The sequence below is a fragment of the Cupriavidus sp. UBA2010 genome (genome assembly GCF_002335265.1).
GTDB lineage: Bacteria > Pseudomonadota > Gammaproteobacteria > Burkholderiales > Burkholderiaceae > Cupriavidus > Cupriavidus metallidurans.
In genome coordinates, this window is sequence record NZ_DDCI01000009.1 from 427,902 (window position 1) to 446,659 (window position 18,758).

18 protein-coding genes are annotated in these 18,758 nt (G+C 64.3%); 10 read left to right on the top strand and 8 right to left on the bottom strand.

Annotated features, from left to right (window positions below; all coding sequences use genetic code 11):
- Nucleotides 1–84: 84 nt before the first annotated feature.
- Together B2246_RS05380 and B2246_RS05385 are read right to left on the bottom strand one after the other, a co-directional pair.
- Nucleotides 85–1,089: an Hsp33 family molecular chaperone HslO gene (locus B2246_RS05380; RefSeq protein ID WP_286880207.1), complete on the bottom strand. Its 1,005-nt coding sequence runs from the start codon at nt 1,087–1,089 to the stop codon at nt 85–87.
- Nucleotides 1,090–1,138: 49 nt separating this feature from the next.
- A complete protein-coding gene (locus B2246_RS05385) occupies nt 1,139–1,663 on the bottom strand; it encodes a gamma carbonic anhydrase family protein (protein ID WP_008650087.1) in 525 nt (174 codons plus the stop codon).
- A 125-nt stretch (nt 1,664–1,788) separates the two neighbouring features.
- Here B2246_RS05385 and B2246_RS05390 point away from each other — a divergent pair, with 125 nt between their 5' ends.
- Nucleotides 1,789–2,640 (top strand): ferritin-like domain-containing protein, encoded by an 852-nt coding sequence (locus B2246_RS05390; protein WP_008650086.1) that lies wholly within the window; start codon nt 1,789–1,791, stop codon nt 2,638–2,640.
- Here B2246_RS05390 and B2246_RS05395 read toward each other — a convergent pair.
- Nucleotides 2,637–4,364 (bottom strand): acyl-CoA synthetase, encoded by a 1,728-nt coding sequence (locus B2246_RS05395; RefSeq protein WP_008650085.1) that lies wholly within the window; start codon nt 4,362–4,364, stop codon nt 2,637–2,639. The genes B2246_RS05390 and B2246_RS05395 overlap by 4 nt on opposite strands.
- A gap of 145 nt (nt 4,365–4,509) precedes the next feature.
- Here B2246_RS05395 and B2246_RS05400 point away from each other — a divergent pair, with 145 nt between their 5' ends.
- Nucleotides 4,510–5,403: an alpha/beta fold hydrolase gene (locus tag B2246_RS05400; RefSeq protein ID WP_186425251.1), complete on the top strand. Its 894-nt coding sequence runs from the start codon at nt 4,510–4,512 to the stop codon at nt 5,401–5,403.
- Between the two features lie 44 nt (nt 5,404–5,447).
- Here B2246_RS05400 and B2246_RS05405 read toward each other — a convergent pair whose 3' ends face one another.
- The gene (locus B2246_RS05405; RefSeq protein ID WP_008650083.1) at nt 5,448–6,509 is read right to left on the bottom strand and encodes an NAD(P)/FAD-dependent oxidoreductase; all 1,062 of its coding nucleotides are present in this window, start codon (nt 6,507–6,509) and stop codon (nt 5,448–5,450) included.
- Between the two features lie 112 nt (nt 6,510–6,621).
- On the opposite strand from B2246_RS05405, the gene B2246_RS05410 reads away from it, so the two are divergent.
- The 7 genes from B2246_RS05410 to B2246_RS05440 all read left to right on the top strand — a co-directional run bounded on the left by B2246_RS05410 (nt 6,622) and on the right by B2246_RS05440 (nt 12,655).
- Nucleotides 6,622–7,476 (top strand): 3',5'-nucleoside bisphosphate phosphatase, encoded by an 855-nt coding sequence (locus B2246_RS05410; protein WP_411860060.1) that lies wholly within the window; start codon nt 6,622–6,624, stop codon nt 7,474–7,476.
- Between the two features lie 21 nt (nt 7,477–7,497).
- Entirely contained in the window at nt 7,498–8,145 is a 648-nt protein-coding gene (locus B2246_RS05415) for an L-threonylcarbamoyladenylate synthase (protein WP_011515853.1), read from the top strand.
- 48 nt (nt 8,146–8,193) lie between these two features.
- Nucleotides 8,194–8,859 carry a site-2 protease family protein gene (locus tag B2246_RS05420; protein WP_011515854.1) on the top strand — a complete coding sequence of 222 codons (666 nt, stop codon included), beginning with the start codon at nt 8,194–8,196 and terminating at the stop codon, nt 8,857–8,859.
- A 40-nt stretch (nt 8,860–8,899) separates the two neighbouring features.
- Entirely contained in the window at nt 8,900–9,475 is a 576-nt protein-coding gene (locus tag B2246_RS05425; RefSeq protein WP_008650074.1) for a class I SAM-dependent methyltransferase, read from the top strand.
- Between the two features lie 137 nt (nt 9,476–9,612).
- Nucleotides 9,613–10,497, top strand: a complete 885-nt coding sequence (gene dapA, locus B2246_RS05430) for a 4-hydroxy-tetrahydrodipicolinate synthase (protein WP_008650073.1) — start codon at nt 9,613–9,615, stop codon at nt 10,495–10,497.
- Nucleotides 10,498–10,554: 57 nt separating this feature from the next.
- On the top strand, nt 10,555–11,796 hold the full coding sequence (bamC, locus tag B2246_RS05435) for an outer membrane protein assembly factor BamC (protein WP_008650072.1): 1,242 nt from the start codon (nt 10,555–10,557) through the stop codon (nt 11,794–11,796).
- Between the two features lie 70 nt (nt 11,797–11,866).
- Complete coding sequence (locus B2246_RS05440; protein WP_286880215.1) at nt 11,867–12,655, top strand: MBL fold metallo-hydrolase; 789 nt, start codon at nt 11,867–11,869, stop codon at nt 12,653–12,655.
- 97 nt (nt 12,656–12,752) lie between these two features.
- Here the strand turns inward: B2246_RS05440 and B2246_RS05445 are convergent, their stop codons facing one another.
- Together B2246_RS05445 and B2246_RS05450 are read right to left on the bottom strand one after the other, a co-directional pair.
- Nucleotides 12,753–12,980: a hypothetical protein gene (locus B2246_RS05445; RefSeq protein ID WP_286880216.1), complete on the bottom strand. Its 228-nt coding sequence runs from the start codon at nt 12,978–12,980 to the stop codon at nt 12,753–12,755.
- A gap of 197 nt (nt 12,981–13,177) precedes the next feature.
- Complete coding sequence (locus B2246_RS05450) at nt 13,178–14,386, bottom strand: cupin domain-containing protein (protein WP_008650066.1); 1,209 nt, start codon at nt 14,384–14,386, stop codon at nt 13,178–13,180.
- 11 nt (nt 14,387–14,397) lie between these two features.
- Between B2246_RS05450 and B2246_RS05455 the strand changes: the two genes are divergently transcribed.
- Nucleotides 14,398–14,931 carry an FKBP-type peptidyl-prolyl cis-trans isomerase gene (locus B2246_RS05455; protein ID WP_008650061.1) on the top strand — a complete coding sequence of 178 codons (534 nt, stop codon included), beginning with the start codon at nt 14,398–14,400 and terminating at the stop codon, nt 14,929–14,931.
- 94 nt (nt 14,932–15,025) lie between these two features.
- Here the strand turns inward: B2246_RS05455 and B2246_RS05460 are convergent, their stop codons facing one another.
- Together B2246_RS05460 and mutS are read right to left on the bottom strand one after the other, a co-directional pair.
- Nucleotides 15,026–16,078, bottom strand: a complete 1,053-nt coding sequence (locus B2246_RS05460; protein ID WP_286880217.1) for a hypothetical protein — start codon at nt 16,076–16,078, stop codon at nt 15,026–15,028.
- The gene (gene mutS / locus B2246_RS05465) at nt 16,075–18,687 is read right to left on the bottom strand and encodes a DNA mismatch repair protein MutS (protein ID WP_035881901.1); all 2,613 of its coding nucleotides are present in this window, start codon (nt 18,685–18,687) and stop codon (nt 16,075–16,077) included. Before mutS ends, B2246_RS05460 begins: the two co-directional genes overlap by 4 nt.
- Nucleotides 18,688–18,758 lie beyond the last annotated feature (71 nt).

Consider the following 18,758-nt stretch of genomic DNA (forward strand, 5'->3'; position numbering starts at 1 on the left):
GTGGTTCCGCGCAGATCCGGAACCTTTGACATACCCGTGGTCTTTTCCCCTTCTCCCTGATGAGGCAGGGGAGCGGACGGATGCTCAGTGCTGCTGCTGCGCGCCTTCGCCTGCGCCCGTTGCCACGGGTACCGTGAAGAGCTGCGCGGCATCCACCGGGTCGAACACGTAGCGCTGGCCGCAGAAGTCGCAATGGATTTCCACGTCGCCGCGTTCGGCAATGATGCTTTCGATTTCGGCCTGGCCCAGCGACTGCAACATGCCGGCGACCTTGGCGCGCGAGCACGAGCACTGGAAATGCGGCGTCATTGGCTCGAAGACGCGCAGGCCGGCATTCTGCAGTTCTTCCCAGAACAGGCGGCGCAGCAGGGTCTCAGGCGACTCGGCCAGCAGTTCGTCCTGCTTGAGCGTGGCGCCCAACTGGCACGCGCGATCCCAGGTATCCAGGTCCTGCGCCTGCACATCACCGGAGAGCGGCGAACCGGTTTCGCCAACCTGTGCTTCCATGGTGCCGCCATAAGACGGCAGCTTCTGCAGCAACATGCCCGCGGCGACCTGCCCATTCGAGGCAAGCCACAGGCGGGTGTCGAGCTGCTCGGACGCCTGCATGTAGTGTTCGAGCACTGAGGCCATCGATTCGAGCGGGCCGTTCTCGTCGGAAAGCGGCACGATGCCCTGGTACGGTTGCTGGCCCGGCAGCTTGTCTTGCGGGTCGAGCGTGATGGCGAAGCGGCCATGACCATGCGCGTTGACGAGCGTCGTTAGCGTGGCATCGTCGGTAATCGTGGCGTCCTCGGCAATCTTGGCCGTGGCGCGCATCGACAGGTCGGACAGGCACTCCACCACGAGCATCCGCACCGGGCCGTCGCCGTGCAGTTGCATCACCAGCGCGCCGTTGAACTTGAGGTTGGCCGATAGCAGCGCCGCGGCCGCCATCATCTCGCCCAGCAGGCGCCGCACCGGTGCCGGGTAGGCATGGCGGTTCAGCACTTCTTGCCAGGTGGCCTCCATGCGGACCAGCTCGCCGCGCACGGGGGCAGCGTCGAACAGGAATTTCTGGAGTGTGTCGGGATTCGATGTAGCGGTCACGGTTCTATCAGTCTTTCACGTAAAGCAATGTCAATCCGGCGTATCGGTATCAACCGATACGCTTCAAATCGGTCTTGTAAGTGGCTTGCCGCTTCGCATACGTCTCCGCATTGCGATAGAGGTTGGCCACGTCAGCATCGGTCAGTTCGCGCACCACCTTGGCGGGCGCGCCCAGGATCAGCGAGCGGTCAGGAAACACCTTGTTCTCGGTCACGACGGCGCCGGCGCCGACCAGGCATTCCTTGCCGATTACTGCGCCATTCAGCACCACGGCCTGGATACCGATCAGCGAGCCTTCGCCGACCGTGCAGCCATGCAGCATGGCCTGGTGGCCGATCGAGACCTTGTCGCCCAGCGTCAGGGGGCGGCCCGGGTCGGTGTGCAGCACCGAGCCTTCCTGGATGTTCGTATCCTCGCCCACCACGATCGGTTCGTTGTCGCCACGGATCACGACGCCGGGCCAGGCGCTCGCACGCGCCTTTAGCGTCACATTGCCGATAATGGTGGCTTCCGCGGCCACGTAGGCATCGTCGTGAATGGTCGGGGCGATCTCGCCGAGCTGGTAAAGCGCCATGGGGTCTCCTGCCTGAAGCAATGTAAGTAATTGGGGGTGGCCGTCGCGATTAAAAGAGCCGGTTCCCGCGGGCCGGCGTGGCACCGGCGAGGCTCTACAATGACGGCTTCCCGGATTTTACGCCTATGCCAGACATCGCACCCGCCGAAATCGCCGATTCGCCACTTGCCACGCGCCGCCGGGCGCTGGCGGTGCTGTGTATCACCGACGCCAGGGCCAAGGCGGCCGCTGCGCGTGCGCTCCATGCCGATCTGCTGGCGCACGGGGGCACGGTAACGGATGTGGATGAAGTTTTGGTGGCCGATGCCTCGGCGGCGATCCCGGGGCGCCCGGCGCGTCCCGAGCTGGTGCCCCCGCAGCAGGTGGACCGCAGGCGCTCGCTACACACCCTGGCCGGCCGCGCGGTGATGATCCATGCGCTGTGCCATATCGAATTCAATGCGATCAATCTGGCGCTCGATGCGGTCTGGCGTTTTGCCGGGATGCCGGAGGCGTACTACCGCGACTGGCTTCGCGTGGCTGACGAGGAGGCACTCCATTTCACGCTGCTGGCCGACCATCTGGCCACGCTTGGGGCGACCTATGGTGACTATCCGGCACATAACTCGCTCTGGGAGATGACCGATCGCACCTCGGGCGATGTGCTGGCGCGCATGGCGCTGGTGCCACGCACGTTGGAGGCGCGTGGGCTCGACGCCTCGCCGCCAGTGCGTGCCAAGCTGGCCGAGGTGGGCGATACCGCGGCCGCGGAGATCATCGACATCATCCTGCGCGACGAAGTCGGGCACGTGGCCATTGGCAATCACTGGTACCGCTGGCTCTGCGCCCAGCGAGGGCTGGACCCGATCTCCACCTACGCGCGGCTTGCCGAACAGTACCGCGCGCCGAAGCTGCGCGGCCCGTTCAATCTCGACGCTCGCCGCGCGGCCGGTTTCGACGAGGACGAACTGGCCTGGCTCGAGGCCTCGGCCGGCTAGCCGGCTGGCTTTTCGGCGCGCTCCTGTTCCTGCAGCCGCAACACGCGGCGCTGGATCTTGCCGGTGGTGGTCATCGGCAACTGGTCGATGAATTCGATCGCTTTCGGGTACTCGTACGGCGCAAGCTGGCCTCGCACATGCTGCTGAAGCTCGGCGATCAGTGCCGCGTCGTTATCGAACGAACGCGTCACCGACGGCGTCAGCACGATGAACGCCTTGACGATCGCCCCACGCTCGGGGTCCGGCGACGGCACCACGGCGCAGTTCGACACCGCCGGATGCTTGAGCAGGCAGTTTTCGATCTCGCTCGGCCCGATGCGGTAGCCCGATGACTTGAACACGTCGTCCGCGCGGCCCTGGTACCAGAGGTAGCCATCCGCGTCGATTCGCGCGAGGTCACCGGTGCGACACCAGCGCAGGCCGTCATATTCCGAATACTTGGCCGCGGTGGCCGCTTCGTTCTTCCAGTAGCCCAGGAAGAACACCGGATCGGGATGGCCGTGGATATCGGTCGCGCAGACTGCGACTTCGCCATCCTCGCCCGGCGGGCAGGGGCGGCCGTCCTCGTCGATCACGGCCACGCGATGGCCGGGGTAGGGGCGTCCCATCGACCCAGGTCGCGCGGGCCAGCCAAGGCGGCTTTCGTCGTACTGCGCGGTGCAGTTGCCGACGATGTAGTTGATTTCGGTCTGGCCGAACATCTCGTTGACGATCACGCCAAGCGCGTCGCGGCACCAGGTGAAGACCGTTTCGCCGACGGCCTCGCCGGCGCTCATGATCGCCCGCAGCTTGAGCTGGTAGTGATCCGATGGGGTCGGACAGGCCTTCATCATCTGCTTGAGCGCGGTCGGGAACAGGAACGTGTTGGTGACACCGTAGCGTTCGAGCAGTTCGAACGCGCGCTCCGCCGAAAATCGCCCCTGATATCCGACGATCGGACGGCCGAAGTAGAGCGCCGGCATCAGTGCATCCCACAAGCCACCTGTCCAGGCCCAGTCCGCCGGGCTCCAGAACACGTCGTCGTCCTGTGGATACCAGTTCTGCGAACACACGAAGCCGGTCAGATTGCCGATCAGCGCGCGATGCGGGATGACCGCGCCCTTCGGAGGGCCAGTGGTGCCGCTGGTGTAGATCAGCACCGCGGCTTCCTCGGCCTTGGTCTGCTCGGCGGTGAACTCGGGGATCTGCGCGGCCAGCAGCGTGTCCCAGTCCAGATCGCCGCGGCCGGTGGCGTCGCCCACGCCAATGACTGTCCGCAGCGTCGGGCAGTCGGGGCGGGCGGCGAGCATGTTGTCGATCGAGGTCTCGTCGGCGATGGCCACGCAGGTCTCGCTGTGGTCGATACGGTAGGACAGGGCCTCGGGGCCGAACAGCATCGACAGTGGCATGGCTACCGCGCCGAGCTGGTAGACAGCCATGCCGGCGATCACGGTCTCGATGCGCTGGGGCATGACGATGGCCACGCGGTCGCCACGCTGCACGCCGAGTTCGCGCAGCGCGCGCGAAAGACGGTTTGCCTCGGCCTGGATATGCGCGTAGGTGTGCGACGCGCGTCGGCCGTCCTCGTGCTCCGTGTAGACCGCGATGCGGTGCATCGTGGCCGGGTCGCGTGCCCAGCGGCCGCAGCAGACTTCGGCCAGGTTGAATATCTCGGGCACGTCCCAGTGAAAGGAATCGTGCAGTGCGCGATAGTCGTCGCGCCGCGTGGCCGGCAAGGCGGTCATCCGGTTGTCTCCAGGTTGTCGGCCGCGCCCGGATCTCGCGAAATGGCTATAATCCGGCAAGCGAACGATCGTTCTATTTTTATTCGGGCCGCCGCGTGGGTTTGAGCCGCGCGTGCCAGAAGACCCGGACACGGAGACAGAAACAATGACCATCACGGAAACCTCGCGTTCCGAATTTATCACGCTGCGGGGGCTCCGCACGCACGTGCGCCAATGGGGAGATCCCGGCGCGCCCAAGCTGTTCATGCTGCATGGCTGGATGGACGTGGCCGCTTCCTTCCAGTTCCTGGTCGATGCGTTCCAGCGCGACTGGCACGTGATCGCCATGGACTGGCGCGGCTTCGGCGAGACCGATCATCCGACGCGCTATCCGGGTACCGCGTCGTACTGGTTTCCTGATTATGTTGCCGATCTCGAGGGACTGATCGACCACTACCAGCCCGACGGGCAGGTGGATCTGGTGGGGCACAGCATGGGTGCCAATGTGGTGTGCATCTACGCCGGCGTGCGTCCGGAACGTGTGCGGCGCGTCGTGGACCTGGAGGGGTTCGGGATGACGCGCACGCGCCCCGAGCAGGCACCGGGCCGCATGGCGCGTTGGCTCGACGAGCTACGCGACCCGCCCGAGTTGAAGACCTACGAGAGCGAGGCAGCGGTCGCGGCGCGTCTGCAGAAGACCAATCCGCGCTTGCCCGATGACCGGGCCGCCTTCCTCGCCGCGCACTGGTCGCGTCGCAATGCCGATGGCAGGTGGGAAATTCTTGGCGATGCCGCCCACAAGATGACCAACCCGATGCTGTATCGCATCGACGAAATCATGGCGATCTGGGCCAAGGTCACGGCGCCGGTGCTGCACGTGGAGGCACGCGATTCCGCCACGCTCAAGCACATCGCGCACAAGCAGACCGTCGAGGAGTTCAGGGAACGCTTCCGGGCGTTCTCCGACTTCCGCGAAGCCACCGTCGACGATGCGGGGCACATGCTGCATCACGACCAGCCGGCGGTGGTGGCCAAACTGATCGAGGATTTTCTGAGCTGAGGCCGGCTGTCTCCCTCTTCCACGAGTGGAAGGGGGCAGCGACATCACCCGTGCGTGAGCCTTTCCTTGAGCGCTGCGTTGTTGCTCGTATGCACGTGCACCAGCGACTTCTCGGGGAATGCGTAGTGGTAGGCCTTGCGCAGCGCCAGCGCGGCCTCGTGGAAGCCCGACAGGATCAGTTTCTGCTTGTTCGGATAGAACGCGATGTCGCCGGCCGCGAAGATGCCCCGGCGGGAGCTTTCATACGTCGTGGTATCGACCGCGATACGGCCCGCGCGCATATCCATGTCCCATTGCGCGATCGGGCCCGGCTCGGACACCAGACCATACAACGCGACAAGGTCGTCGGCGGGGATCGCCTGCTCGCCGTCGCGCGACTTGACCACCGCGCCGGTCAGCGCGCCATCCGCATTGGTCTGGAGCCCGCCAAGCATGCCGACCACGAAATCCATCTCGCCAGCGGCTACCGCGTCACGCATCGCATTGACCGTGTGGTCGGCCGCGCGGAATCCTTCGCGCCGATGCAGTAGCGTCACGCGCGCCGCGGTCTTGCGCAACGCCATCGCCCAATCCAGAGCCGAATCGCCGCCGCCGGCCACGATCACACGCTTGCCGGCGAAGCGCGATAGATCGCGCACGGCGTAGTGGACGTGACGGTCTTCCAGCGCTGCCGCCTCTGGCAGCGACACACGTTGCGGCGCGAAGGCGCCGGCACCGGCGCAGATCAGCACCGCAGCCACGTCGAAGCGCTTGCCTGCGTCGGTGGTCACCAGCAGGCGCGGATGGCCGTTTGTGCAAGTGGTGTCGCTGACCGATTCGGCGCGCTGGCTGAAGTGCATCGGAAACGCAAAAGGCGCGCATTGCTCCAGCAGGCGGTCGACCAAGTCCTGGGCAAGGCAGCCCGGGACGGCCGGAATGTCGTAGATTGGCTTTTCGGGGTACAGCTCCGTGCACTGGCCGCCGGCGCGGTCGAGCACATCCACGATCTCGCATTTCAGCCCTAGCACGCCGGCCTGAAACGCCGCGAACAGCCCCACCGGGCCTGCGCCGACGATCAGCACATCGGTCTGGGTGGTTTCTGGCGCGGAGGTGGGTGTCGTGGACATGGCGGACGAGGAAGGTATCGGTTTCGTAACGGTTCCATCATACCTTGCGGTCGTCGGCAATCCGGGCACGCCACCTTTGCCGGCAGGGCTAAAAAACCCTGCCGGGAGTAGAATGGTTGCCATGCAAAATGCTCACGCCATCAACGCCGATCTGCATTGTCATTCCACCGTGTCCGACGGGCTGTTGTCGCCGTCCGACGTGGCGGCCCGGGCGCACGCCGGTGGCGTCGCGTTCTGGTCGCTGACGGATCATGACGAGGTAGGCGGACAGATCGAGGCGCGCCGCGCCGCCGAAGCGCTTGGCATGCAATATGTGCCGGGTGTGGAGATATCGGTGACGTGGGCCGGGCAGACCGTCCACATCGTCGGCCTGCAGATCGACCCCTTTCATCCCGAACTGATCGATGGTCTGGCGAAAACGCGCGATGGCCGCGCGCGCCGGGCGCAGGATATTGGTGAAGCGCTGGCGAAAGTCGGCATTTCCGGCGCCTATGATGGCGCGCTGCGCTACGTCGGCAATCCCGACCTGATTTCCCGTACGCACTTCGCGCGCTGGCTGGTCGACGAAGGACGTTGCGCGACGATTGGCGATGTCTTCGCCGAGTTTCTCTCCGAAGGGCGTCCCGGTTTCGTGCCGCATCGCTGGGCCACGCTGGCCGAGGCCGTAGGCTGGATTCGGACCGCTGGTGGTATTCCAGTGATGGCGCATCCGGGTCGCTACAACTACACCGATATGCAGCACGATGCGCTGTTCGACGAGTTCACGCAGCTTGGCGGCCGAGCCGTCGAGGTGGTGACTGGCAGCCACACGCCCGATCAGTTCCGCCGCTATGCCAACGTGGCACGCCACTATGGCTTGCTGGCGTCGCGCGGTTCGGATTTCCACGGGCCCGGCGAGGGCCGTGTGGAACTCGGCGCGTTGCCCCCGCTGCCGGCCGATGTCACGCCGGTCTGGTACGACTGGTAAGTGCCCTCATAGCCAGCCTACATGTCCCAATACTTCGAGATTCATCCCGACAATCCGCAGGCGCGACTGGTCAAGCAGGCCGCGCAGATCGTGCGCCAGGGCGGCCTGATCGCGCTCCCGACTGACTCGAGTTACGCGCTGGCTTGCCAGATCGACGATAAGGCCGCCGTGGAGCAGTTGCGCCGTCTGCGCGAGATCGACGAGAAGCATCACCTGACGCTGATGTGCAGCGATTTGTCCGAACTTGGCAATTTCGCCCGGGTGGACAACCGCCAGTACCGCTGGATCAAGGGCGCGACGCCCGGACCGTATGTGTTCATCCTGGAGGCGACGAAGGAAGTGCCGCGCAGGCTGTCGCACCCGGCGCGCAAGACCATCGGCGTGCGCGTGCCCGAGCATCCGATTCCATTGGCGCTGGTGGCCGAATTGGGTCAGCCGCTGATTTCCGCCACGCTGCAGTTGCCGGGCGACGATGCGCCGATGAACGACCCGGCAGAGATCCGCGCGCGCCTGGAAAAGCGCCTCGACCTGGTGATCGACGGTGGTCCGGCGCCGGCTCAGCCGACCACGGTCATTGATCTGACCAGCGGCGAGCCGGTACTGGTGCGGGCGGGCAGGGGCGACGTGGAGCGCTTCGGCCTGAATGCGTCGGACTTCGCCACGACCTGACACACATTCGATGCCTCCGTGGGCAGGTTGCCCGATAGAATAGTCCGCATGGATTCCTCCCTGATTCAGACCTTCGCGGTCTACGCCCTGCCTGTTCTGTTCGCCATCACGCTGCACGAGGCCGCGCATGGCTATGTGGCCAAGCATTTCGGCGATAACACCGCCTACCTGCTTGGCCGGGTAAGCCTGAACCCGGTACGGCACATTGATCCGATCGGCACGGTGGCGGTACCCCTGCTCCTGTACTTCCTGACTGCCGGCCAGTTCGTCTTCGGCTTCGCCAAGCCTGTGCCGGTGGCGTTCGATCGCCTGCGCAATCCGCGCTGGCATGGCATGTGGGTGGCGCTGGCCGGCCCGGCCAGCAATATCGTCCAGGCGTTCGCGTGGGCGCTGGTGGCCATTGGTCTGGCGCTGGCACATATCCAGGAGCCGTTCTGGAGCGAAATGGCCCGGGCTGGCGTACTGGTCAACACGGTGGTGGCGGCGTTCAACCTGTTCCCGATTCCACCGCTCGATGGCGGCCGGGTACTGACGGCGCTGCTGCCGCAGCGGCTTGCCGGCGTCATGGCGCGCATCGAGCCCTATGGCATTTTTGTCGTTCTCGCGCTGGTGGCGGCGGGTGTGATCACCAAGATCTGGATGCGTCCGGTCATGAACGGACTGCTGTCGATCGTCGAGTTGATGCTGCGTCCGGTCATGTGGCTGCTCCAGTGACGCCAGTCTCCGTCTTTCCCAATCCTTGCCTGTCCCGCGCATGACCCTGACACACCCGCCGATCGCGGCGCCATCGCCCTGGCTGACCCGATGGGCGCATCTGATTCGACCTGGCGGCCGCGTGCTCGACCTTGCCTGCGGCAGCGGACGCCATTCGGCATGGCTGGCGGCGCAGGGATTTGCCGTGTTGGCGGTGGATCGCGATGCCGAGGCCATCGCGGCGCTGCCGTCGGGCATCGAGCGCCGCACGGTGGACCTGGAGCAGGGCGCCTGGCCGCTGGCCGATGCCGGCCGGTTCGACGCCGTGGTGGTCACGAACTACCTGCACCGCCCGCTGTGGCCGCACCTGATTGAAGTGCTGGCGCCCCGTGGCGTGCTGATCTATGAGACGTTCGCGGCCGGTAACGAGACCGTGGGCAAGCCTTCCCGCCCAGATTTTTTGCTGCGTCCGGGCGAATTGCTTGAAGTGGCGCATGACGCGCTGCGCGTGGTCGGTTACGAAGATGGCACGCTTGAAGTGCCCCGTACGGCGTTCGTGCAGCGCATATGTGCGGTGCGCGAAGCGCCGGGTGGCGTGGATGGCACTGCGCCGCCGCGTTACCGATTGCCCACCTGAAACGTGGGCGCAGGTGTCAGCGCGGCGGCGCCTTCACACGTTACGCCCGCTAACGTTTTCCCTCATTCCGTAGGTGTCCGGAGGGCCTGACGGTTCCGGTACAATCGCGGATGTTCGAATTTCCGAATTCCTGAGCTATGACACAGATTACCGGCAGCATCGTGGCCATCGTCACCCCGATGCACGAGGATGGCAGCCTGGACTTTCCCGCGCTGCGCGCCCTCATTGACTGGCACGCGGCAGAAGGTACCGATGGCATCGTGATCGTGGGTACCACGGGCGAATCGCCGACCGTCAACGTCGACGAGCACTGCGAACTGATTCGCGTGGCCGTCGAGCAATCCGCGGGCCGTGTACCGATCATCGCGGGCACGGGCGGCAACTCCACCAGCGAGGCGATCGAGCTGACCGCCTTCGCCAAGAAGGTGGGTGCCAACGCATCGCTGCAGGTCGTGCCCTACTACAACAAGCCGACGCAAGAAGGCATGTACCGCCATTTCCGCACGATCGCGGAAGCGGTGGATCTGCCGGTGGTGCTCTACAACGTACCCGGCCGTACCGTGGCGGACATGAACAACGATACGATCCTGCGCCTGGCGCAGGTACCCGGTATCGTCGGCGTAAAGGAAGCGACTGGTAATATCGACCGTGCCGCGCAACTGATCAATGGCGCGCCGGAAGGCTTCGCCATCTACAGTGGCGACGATCCCACGGCCGTGGCGCTGATCCTGCTGGGCGGCCATGGAAATATCTCGGTGACCGCGAACGTGGCGCCGCGCAAGATGCATGAGATGTGTGTTGCCGCGCTCAAGGGCGATGTGGTGACGGCACGTCGTCTGCATATGGAGCTGATTGACCTCAATCGCGCAATGTTCGTGGAGGCCAATCCGATCCCCGTGAAATGGGCGCTCCAGCAAATGGGCAAGATGGAAGGTGGTATCCGCCTGCCGCTGACCCCGCTGGCCGAAGGTCAGCATGAAACCGTGCGCCGCGCGCTCGCCGCCGCCGGCCTGCTTGGCTAAGACTTACCGGCCCACATGCGGCGATGTGCCGACTCTTGAAACCAGGATTACGTGTCAATGAAACAGAAGCTTAACCGTCGCGGCGCGACGCAAGTCCGCCGTGTCGCTGTGGTTGCGCCGGTGCTGGCGCTGTCGCTGATTGCAGGCTGCAGCAGCATCAACGAGGCCATGCAGCCCGACAAGATCGACTATAAGTCCCAGGGCAAGAAGACCGCATCGCTGGATATCCCGCCGGACCTGACCAAGCTCGAGGGCGATCGCCGCTATACGGTGCCTGATGCAGCCGGTACGTCGACGCTGTCGAACTACAGCCAGGCCAACAAGACCCGCGAAGCCTCGCCGACCGACAACGTGCTGCCGAGCACGGACGGCATCCGCATGGAGCGCGATGGCAACCAGCGTTGGCTCGTGATCAACAACGGCATGCCCCCTGACAAGCTCTGGGAGTCGCTGCGTGGCTTCTGGCAGGAGAACGGCTTCCTGCTGACGCAGGACTCTCCTGAGACCGGCATCATGGAAACGGACTGGGCCGAGAACCGCGCCAAGATCCCGCAGGACATCATCCGCAACACGATCGGCAAGGTGTTCGATGGCCTGTATTCGACGTCGGAGCGCGACAAGTTCCGCACGCGCGTCGAGCGTTCGCAGAACGGCCAGCTCGAGGTGTTCATCAGCCACCGTGGCGCGCAGGAACAACTGACCGGCGTGGACAAGTCGCAGACGGTCTGGACGCCGCGTCCGGCTGATCCGGAGCTGGAAGCCGAATTCCTCTCGCGTCTGGCGCAACGCCTGGGCGTGCAGAAGGAGCAGGCCGACAAGATGGCCAAGAACCCGACGCCGGCCGGTATCGGTACGGCCCAGCCGTCGGCTGCTGCTGCGGGCGTTGGTGCCGCCGCCGCTACCGGCGCGGCCACGGCAGCTGCGGCATCCAGCAACAAGTCGTTCCTGGCGCAGGTGAATGGCTCGCCAGCGCTGCAGTTGCCGGAGCCGTTCGATCGCGCCTGGCGCTCGGTCGGTCTGTCGCTGGATCGCGTGAACTTCACGGTGGAAGATCGTGATCGCGCTCAGGGCCTGTACTACGTGCGCTACGTCGATCCGAAGACCACGGTCGATGATCGTGGCTTCTTTGGCAAGCTCTTCACCAAGCCCAATGATGGCAAGACCGCGAAGAAGTATCGCGTGGCGCTGAAGGGCAACGGTACCGGCACCACCGTGACCGTCCTGAACGATGCTGGCCAGCCCGAGAACTCCGAGATCGGCAAGAAAATCCTGACCCTGCTCGACGAACAGCTTCACTGATGATCGTCCCAGGCAGTCAAGTGGCACCGACGGCGCGAGTCGTCGAGTGCCAACCCGAGCGAGCGCATCCATGATGCGCTTTGCTTTTTTGGGCAGCGGCAGCGAGGGCAATTCGCTGCTGATCGAGGCGGGTGATGGTACGAGCGTGACGCGCGTCCTGCTGGATTGCGGTTTCGGCATCAAGGAGACCGCTCGCCGGCTGGAGCGGCTCGGCGTCGTGCCGGAGCAGCTCGACGCGGTGCTGGTCACACACGAGCATGGCGACCATGTCGGCTCGGCCTATGCGTTCGCGGCGCGCCACAAGCTACCGGTCCACACGAGCCACGGCACGTGGCTGGCGACGTCACATATGCGAGGCGCGGATGTGGCGGATGTGCGCGTGTGCTGTGCCGATCATTCATTCTCGGTCGGTGGCTTGCAGATCCATCCCTATACGGTGCCGCATGATGCACGTGAGCCATTGCAGTTCGTGCTGACTGATGGCGATGCGCGGCTCGGTGTGCTGACCGATGCAGGGATGGAGACGCCGTATGTGACCGCTCGGCTGGCGGGCGTGCATTCACTGGTGCTCGAATGCAATCACGACCGGGAGATGTTGCGTAAGTCGGTCTATCCGTATTCGCTCAAGCAGCGCATTGGTGGCGATTTTGGGCATCTGGCGAATGACATTGCCGCGAGTATTCTGTCTCAGGTCATGCATGGGCAGATGTCGCGCGTGGTTGCCGCGCATCTGAGCAAGCAGAACAATACGTGCGAACTGGCGGCAGGTGCGCTGGCCTCGGTGCTTGGCACATCGCCGGGGGATATCCTGATCGCGGATCAGGAAGAGGGATTGGGCTGGCAGACGGTGCGCCCATAATCTCGGCATTCATCTTCCCCGCGAATGAGGGGTGAGAAAAATCCGAGAAATAAAAAAAGCCGACCCGAAGGTCGGCTTTTTTATCGGACGAATCCGATTATTGCTTGGCAGCCGGAGCCGAAGCGTCAGCAGCCGGAGCCGAAGCGTCAGCAGCCGGAGCAGCGGCCGGAGCCGAAGCGTCAGCAGCCGGAGCCGAAGCTTCAGCCGGAGCAGCAGCAGCCGGAGCAGCCGTGTCAGCGGCGGGAGCAGCAGCTTCTTCTTTCTTACCGCAAGCGGCCAGAGCAACAGCAGCCAGCAGGGATGCGATCAGGAGAGACTTCTTCATTGTTCGTCCTTTAACTTTTAATAACGAAAACAGGCGATGAATAATTACCGGTAATTATCGCTCTTGAACTGCGAATTTGTGGCTCTCCCGGGTGCCGACAGTGCAGTGGTCCACAGTACTAGCCAGCGGGCGATTATATCCGCGTTTCCCCTGCTTGTGTACAGTCAAGATTTGCAGGTTTGATTTGTTACGCATTATTACACGCGTTTCGGTGCAATCTGGAGCCATCCTTCCATTGCCCAGTCGTGGAAGGTATCCATCAAGTCGGGCAGCGCAACACATGCCTCGACCTCGCTCGCGGTGAGCTGACGACGGTCAGCCAGACGTCGCAGCCACTTGGTCAGCGATGCTGGCGGCTCGTAGGCTTCGCCGTTCAGGAAGAAGTGCGTGCGGTCATAGAGCGCAACGGAAGCGGGCGCCAAAACAACACCATGCGCGCGCGCCAGCTTCGTGAATTGACGCAGCGGAATTTCCTCGATTTCGTCGAATTGCACGGACGGCTTCGGCTCGGACAGATGCGTACCAAGGAATTCCGACACCATGCCCGCATTCCATTTGAGCGCCTGAAGGCGTTCCGCCACCGCCCGTGCCAGGTTTGCCGGCAGTTGCGCGGGCGTCGAGGTCGCCGATTCGCCTGCATCGGCGTAACGTCCGTCGAGGCCTTCGTTGTCGGCAACGGTCTCCGAAAGCCAGGCCAGGAAATGACCTGCGAGCTCACGATAGGCGGGGGCGCGGAAACCAATCGAGGCCGTCATGCATTCGCCTTCGGCCACGCCATCGTGCGCGTACTGAGGTGGCAGGTAGAGCATGTCGCCGGGCTCGAGTACCCATTCCTGCTCGGCGCTGAAATCCGAAAGGATCTTGAGGGGCAGGTCGGGGATCAGGTCGAGCTTCGTCTGTGACGAAATGCGCCAGCGGCGCCGGCCCGATACTTGCAGCAGGAACACATCGTAGGAGTCGAAGTGAGGTCCCACGCCGCCGCCATCGGTGGCATAGCTGATCATCACGTCGTCGAGCCGGGCATCGGGAACGAAGCGGAACTGGCTCATGAGCTCGGCTGCCGCACGATCGTGCAGGTTGACGCCCTGGACCAGCAACGACCACTTGCCGGTCTTGCGCGAGGGCAGGTTGTCCTCGGAGAACGGTCCGTGTTCGAGCTTCCAGCGGTTGCGAAAGAACGACACCAGACGTGATTCCACGTCGTCGCGATCGGCAAGCTCGAAAAGCGCCTCGCGCGACACTGGGGGCACGATTTCCGGCACGGCCTGTCGAATCAGCAGCGGCTTGCGGTGCCAGATATCACGCATGAAGGCTGTGGGCGTCATGCCGCCGAGCAGGGTGAGCGGCGCGTCGGGATCGACAGGTTCCGGAGGCAAGGCGTGCGCGTATAATGCGGAATCGCTCATGGAGTCAAGAATTGAAAATCGCTAAGAATACGGTGGTGTCCGTGGTGTATAAGCTGTCGGACGCGCAGGGCAATCTGATCGAAGAGTCGGATGAGCCCATGGTCTATTTGCACGGCGGGTATGATGGCACGTTCCCCAAGATCGAGGAAGCGCTGGACGGCCACGACGCCGGCTTCGAGACCGAGCTGCAGTTGGAACCGGACGAGGCGTTTGGCGACTACGACGCCGAACTCGTGAAGGTGGAGCCGCGTGATCGTTTCCCGGAGCCGCTCGAAGTGGGCATGCAGTTCGAGGGCGTGCCCGAGGACGGTGACGACGAAGATTCGATCATCTACACGGTGACCGATGTCGCCGAGGACAAGGTCGTGCTCGACGGTAATCACCCGCTGGCCGGCATGGCGCTGCGCTTCTGGCTGAAGGTATCGGAAGTCCGCGAGGCGACGAGCGAGGAAGTCGAGCACGGTCACGCGCACGGCGCTTCGGGCATTGAAGTGGTGGACGAAGACGAGGACGGCGAAGGCGAGGCACCTCGCACGCTGCACTGAGTCTCACAACACGAGCGATCCGCGATAGGTCATCGCGAAAATGAAAAAGCCGGCATTTGCCGGCTTTTTCATTTTGTCCTCTTGTTGATGAACATCAATTGCCCTTGGGCCCATCTTGTAGCTGAACCTGGAATACCGATCGTGTGCCCGGCGTGATCGTCAGCTCCGTCCATCGCGAAGGAGCGCCAATGGGCAGTGCGACTCGCGTGAAGTTGGCAACGATCTTCCCTGACGTGTCGCGTAAAGGCTTGTCGACGCTGAAGCCGTTATCGCTTGCATGGACCAGCAGCACCTGGCCAGAGAACTTCGAGGACAGGTCGCGAAGCTGACGCTTGAACTCAAGATAGCCGTCGCGTGCCCCGTGGCGCACGAACGCGTCCAGCAGGCTTGGCTTGCCCCGTTTTTCCCAGCCGTTCCCGAATAACGGATCGGCGTGCGCGATGACCACGATGCCGGGCAGATCGCGCTGCTCGGCAACCGAGAATGCCCTGGCCAGCCATTGCCGGTTGGCTTCGCGCCGATCCTCGAATTCGCCATTGCGCCCGCCCTCGATGCGATAGTGGTTGTTATCGCCCGGCAGATTCAGGCCCACCAGCATCACGCCACCGGTGACGAGCCGCACGTTCTCCCGATAGCTGCGGAACAGCGCCTGATCCGACTGACGCACCACTGGCAACGTGCGTCGCCCAAGCGTGGTGTCGAGCGGGAAAAACAGCTCCCGCAATCGATTGAGCCGCTCGACGGCATCGAACTTCCCGTTTGAGGGCTTCTGGCACTCAGCCCAGTCGGTCTCGCCCGGTACGTAGAGCAGCGGTGTGGGCGAATCGTCGAGCACCTGCAGCCGCGCGTTGAGAACGGTGTCACCACAGGATTCGGTATCACCCTTGATGCCGCCAGCATGGACGATCATCGCTACCTGCTGCGCGTTCATCATGTCGAACAGCGCAGTGGTGTCCGCTTCCGCGGCTGGCCATTGCGGGGTGTCGGCAATCAGGGCAATCCGGGTCATCTGCACGGTGGGCATTGGCGGCGGCGCAACGTTGCCCGCCCGCGCCGCGTGCGCGAGCGCCGGCACCGCGAGCAACGCGCAGGCAATGGCCGCCAGGCAAGTGGCCGCCGAGCTTCGACCCCGGAAGCGTGCCGTCATACCGTTCGCGCGGTCTCCGAGATGGACTTGAGTCGGTACAGCGCCTCGAGCGCTTCTCGCGGCGAGAGGCTGTCCGGGTCGAGATCGGCCAGCGCTTCCAGCGTGGCAGCCTGCGCGGGCGGCACGGCGGATTGGCTCGTCGATTTGTGATCTTCATCTTCATCGTCCGCGGACGGTGAAGACTGCGCCGAGAACAGATCCATCTGCGGCGTGGGCGTGGCGTCCGCCGATTGTTCTTCCAGCCACGCGAGATGCTTGCGTGCTGCGCGAATGACCGGTTGCGGAACACCCGCCAATTGGGCCACCTGCAGCCCGTAGCTCTGGCTGGCCGGACCGTCCTGCACCGCGTGCAGGAATACGATGCCATCGCCATGCTCCACGGCTGACAGGTGCACGTTGGCGGCCTGCGGGAACTCGACCGGCAGTTGCGTCAGCTCGAAATAATGGGTGGCAAACAGTGTGTGGCTGCGGTTGTGGGACAGCAGATGACGCGCGATGGCCCACGCGAGGGCGAGGCCGTCGAAGGTCGAAGTACCGCGGCCGATCTCATCCATCAGCACAAGGCTGGATGGCGTGGCGTTGTGCAGGATGGCTGCGGCCTCGGTCATTTCGACCATGAAGGTCGAACGTCCGCCCGCCAGGTCGTCGGCGGCTCCAATACGCGTGAAGATGCGGTCCACCGGGCCGATCACGGCACGGCGTGCCGGCACCCAGGCGCCGACGCAGGCCAGCAGAACGATCAATGCGGTCTGGCGCATGAACGTCGATTTACCGCCCATGTTCGGGCCGGTGATCAGCAGCAGCTTGCGGGCCTCGTTCAACTGACAGTCGTTTGCGATGAACGCGATCGATTCCGCGGCCAGTTGACCTTCCACGACGGGATGGCGGCCCTGCGAGATGTCGATGACGTTCTCGTGGACGCGCTCCGGCTGGACCCAGTCGAGTGTTTTCGCCCGTTCGGCCAGTGTGGCAAGCACGTCGAGGCGGGCGAGCGCGCCGGCTACGCGGCGCAGACTGCCGATATGCGGCAGCAGGGCCTGCAGCAGACCGTCGTAGAGCTGCTTCTCGCGAGCCAGCGCGCGATCCTGCGCCGAGAGCGCCTTGTCCTCGAACGCTTTCAGTTCGGGTGTGATGTAGCGTTCGGCGTTCTTGAGGGTCTGCCGGCGTCGATAGTCGTCGGGCACCTTGTCGGCCTGCCCGTTGGTGACTTCGATATAGAAGCCATGAACACGGTTGTATTCGACACGCAGGTTCGTGATGCCTGTGCGCTCGCGCTCACGGGTTTCCAGGTCGATCAGGAATTGACCGCAGTTTTCCGAGATATCGCGCAGTTCGTCGAGCTCACCGTCGTAGCCGCGCGCGATGACGCCGCCGTCGCGAATCACCGTCGAGGGTTCATCCGCCACGGCGCGGATCAGCAGTTCCAGGCAGTCCTGCGGAATGTCGATTTCCTCAAGGGTCTGCGCCAGCAGCGGCGCATCCTCTGAACTGACCGTGGCGGCCTGCACATCGGGCAGGGCACGCAGGGTGTCGCGCAGCGAGGACAGATCGCGCGGACGTGCCGACAGCAACGCGAGTCGTGCGGTGATCCGCTCGACGTCGGCAAGCTTGCGCAGCACGGTACGCAAGCCGTCCGGCCCTTGTGTGATCAGTGCCCCAATGGCCTGCTGACGCGCTCGCGGCAGGGCCGGGTCGCGCAACGGATGATGCAGCCAGTGGCGCAGCGCGCGGCTGCCCATCGTCGTCGCGCATGTGTCGAGCAGCGAGAAGAGCGTTGGCGATTCGGTGCCGCGCAGCGTCTCGGTCAGTTCGAGGTTGCGGCGTGTAGCCGAATCGAGGCCGACAAATTCGGATTCCCGCTCGACGGTGACGCCCTGCACGTGCCGCAGAGACTGGCCTTGCGTAGTGGCCGCATAGTTGAGCAGCGCGCCGGCAGCGCCGAGGGCGGCTCCCAGGCCCGAGCAGCCGAACGGCTCCAGACTGGCCACGCCGATCTGTTCGCGCAGGCGGCGAGTACCGGCTTCCTGGTCAAAGTGCCATTCCGGCAACCGGGTGCGCGCGCATGTCAGCGCCGGCAGGTCCATGCCGTCGGTGTACAGCACCTCCGCGGGGCGGATACGCTCGAGTTCGCGGGACAACTGCGCGGCGTCGCACTCCATGAGTCGCAGTTCGCCACTGGCCAGGTTCAGCCATGCCAGGCCCGTCTTGCCGACGCCGCGGCGTGTGGTCTGCTGGTGCACGGCCAGCAGGAACGTGTCGGACTTGTCCGGCAGCAGGGCGGCATCGGTCAGCGTGCCGGGCGTAACGATGCGCACCACTTTGCGCTCGACCGGGCCCTTGCTGGTCGCTGGGTCACCAATCTGTTCGCAGATAGCCACGGATTCGCCAAGCTTTACCAGGCGCGCCAGATACTGGTCTGCCGAATGGAATGGGATCCCGGCCATGCGGATTGGCACACCGCCAGACTGGCCGCGCGCGGTCAGCGTGATGTCGAGCAATCGCGCGGCCTTCTCGGCATCGTCATGGAATAGCTCATAGAAGTCACCCATCCGGTAGAAAAGGAGCGTGTCCGGGTGGTCGGCCTTGATGCGGTGGTACTGCTGCATCATGGGCGACTGCTTTTCGGCTTTCTCGGGCTTTTCCTGTTTGCCGACTTTCTCGGCCCTGGCGGAAGTCGCGG

Coding starts and splice junctions, on each gene's coding strand:
- bamC (WP_008650072.1), top strand. CDS start 10,555: ATGAAACAGAAGCTTAACCGTCGCGGCGCGACGCAAGTCCGCCGTGTC.
- dapA (WP_008650073.1), top strand. CDS start 9,613: ATGACACAGATTACCGGCAGCATCGTGGCCATCGTCACCCCGATGCAC.
- B2246_RS05415 (WP_011515853.1), top strand. CDS start 7,498: ATGTCCCAATACTTCGAGATTCATCCCGACAATCCGCAGGCGCGACTG.
- B2246_RS05420 (WP_011515854.1), top strand. CDS start 8,194: ATGGATTCCTCCCTGATTCAGACCTTCGCGGTCTACGCCCTGCCTGTT.
- B2246_RS05405 (WP_008650083.1), bottom strand. CDS start 6,509: ATGTCCACGACACCCACCTCCGCGCCAGAAACCACCCAGACCGATGTG.
- B2246_RS05425 (WP_008650074.1), top strand. CDS start 8,900: ATGACCCTGACACACCCGCCGATCGCGGCGCCATCGCCCTGGCTGACC.
- B2246_RS05385 (WP_008650087.1), bottom strand. CDS start 1,663: ATGGCGCTTTACCAGCTCGGCGAGATCGCCCCGACCATTCACGACGAT.
- mutS (WP_035881901.1), bottom strand. CDS start 18,687: ATGATGCAGCAGTACCACCGCATCAAGGCCGACCACCCGGACACGCTC.
- B2246_RS05440 (WP_286880215.1), top strand. CDS start 11,867: ATGATGCGCTTTGCTTTTTTGGGCAGCGGCAGCGAGGGCAATTCGCTG.
- B2246_RS05460 (WP_286880217.1), bottom strand. CDS start 16,078: ATGACGGCACGCTTCCGGGGTCGAAGCTCGGCGGCCACTTGCCTGGCG.
- B2246_RS05410 (WP_411860060.1), top strand. CDS start 6,622: ATGGTTGCCATGCAAAATGCTCACGCCATCAACGCCGATCTGCATTGT.
- B2246_RS05395 (WP_008650085.1), bottom strand. CDS start 4,364: ATGACCGCCTTGCCGGCCACGCGGCGCGACGACTATCGCGCACTGCAC.
- B2246_RS05400 (WP_186425251.1), top strand. CDS start 4,510: ATGACCATCACGGAAACCTCGCGTTCCGAATTTATCACGCTGCGGGGG.
- B2246_RS05450 (WP_008650066.1), bottom strand. CDS start 14,386: ATGAGCGATTCCGCATTATACGCGCACGCCTTGCCTCCGGAACCTGTC.
- B2246_RS05390 (WP_008650086.1), top strand. CDS start 1,789: ATGCCAGACATCGCACCCGCCGAAATCGCCGATTCGCCACTTGCCACG.
- B2246_RS05445 (WP_286880216.1), bottom strand. CDS start 12,980: ATGAAGAAGTCTCTCCTGATCGCATCCCTGCTGGCTGCTGTTGCTCTG.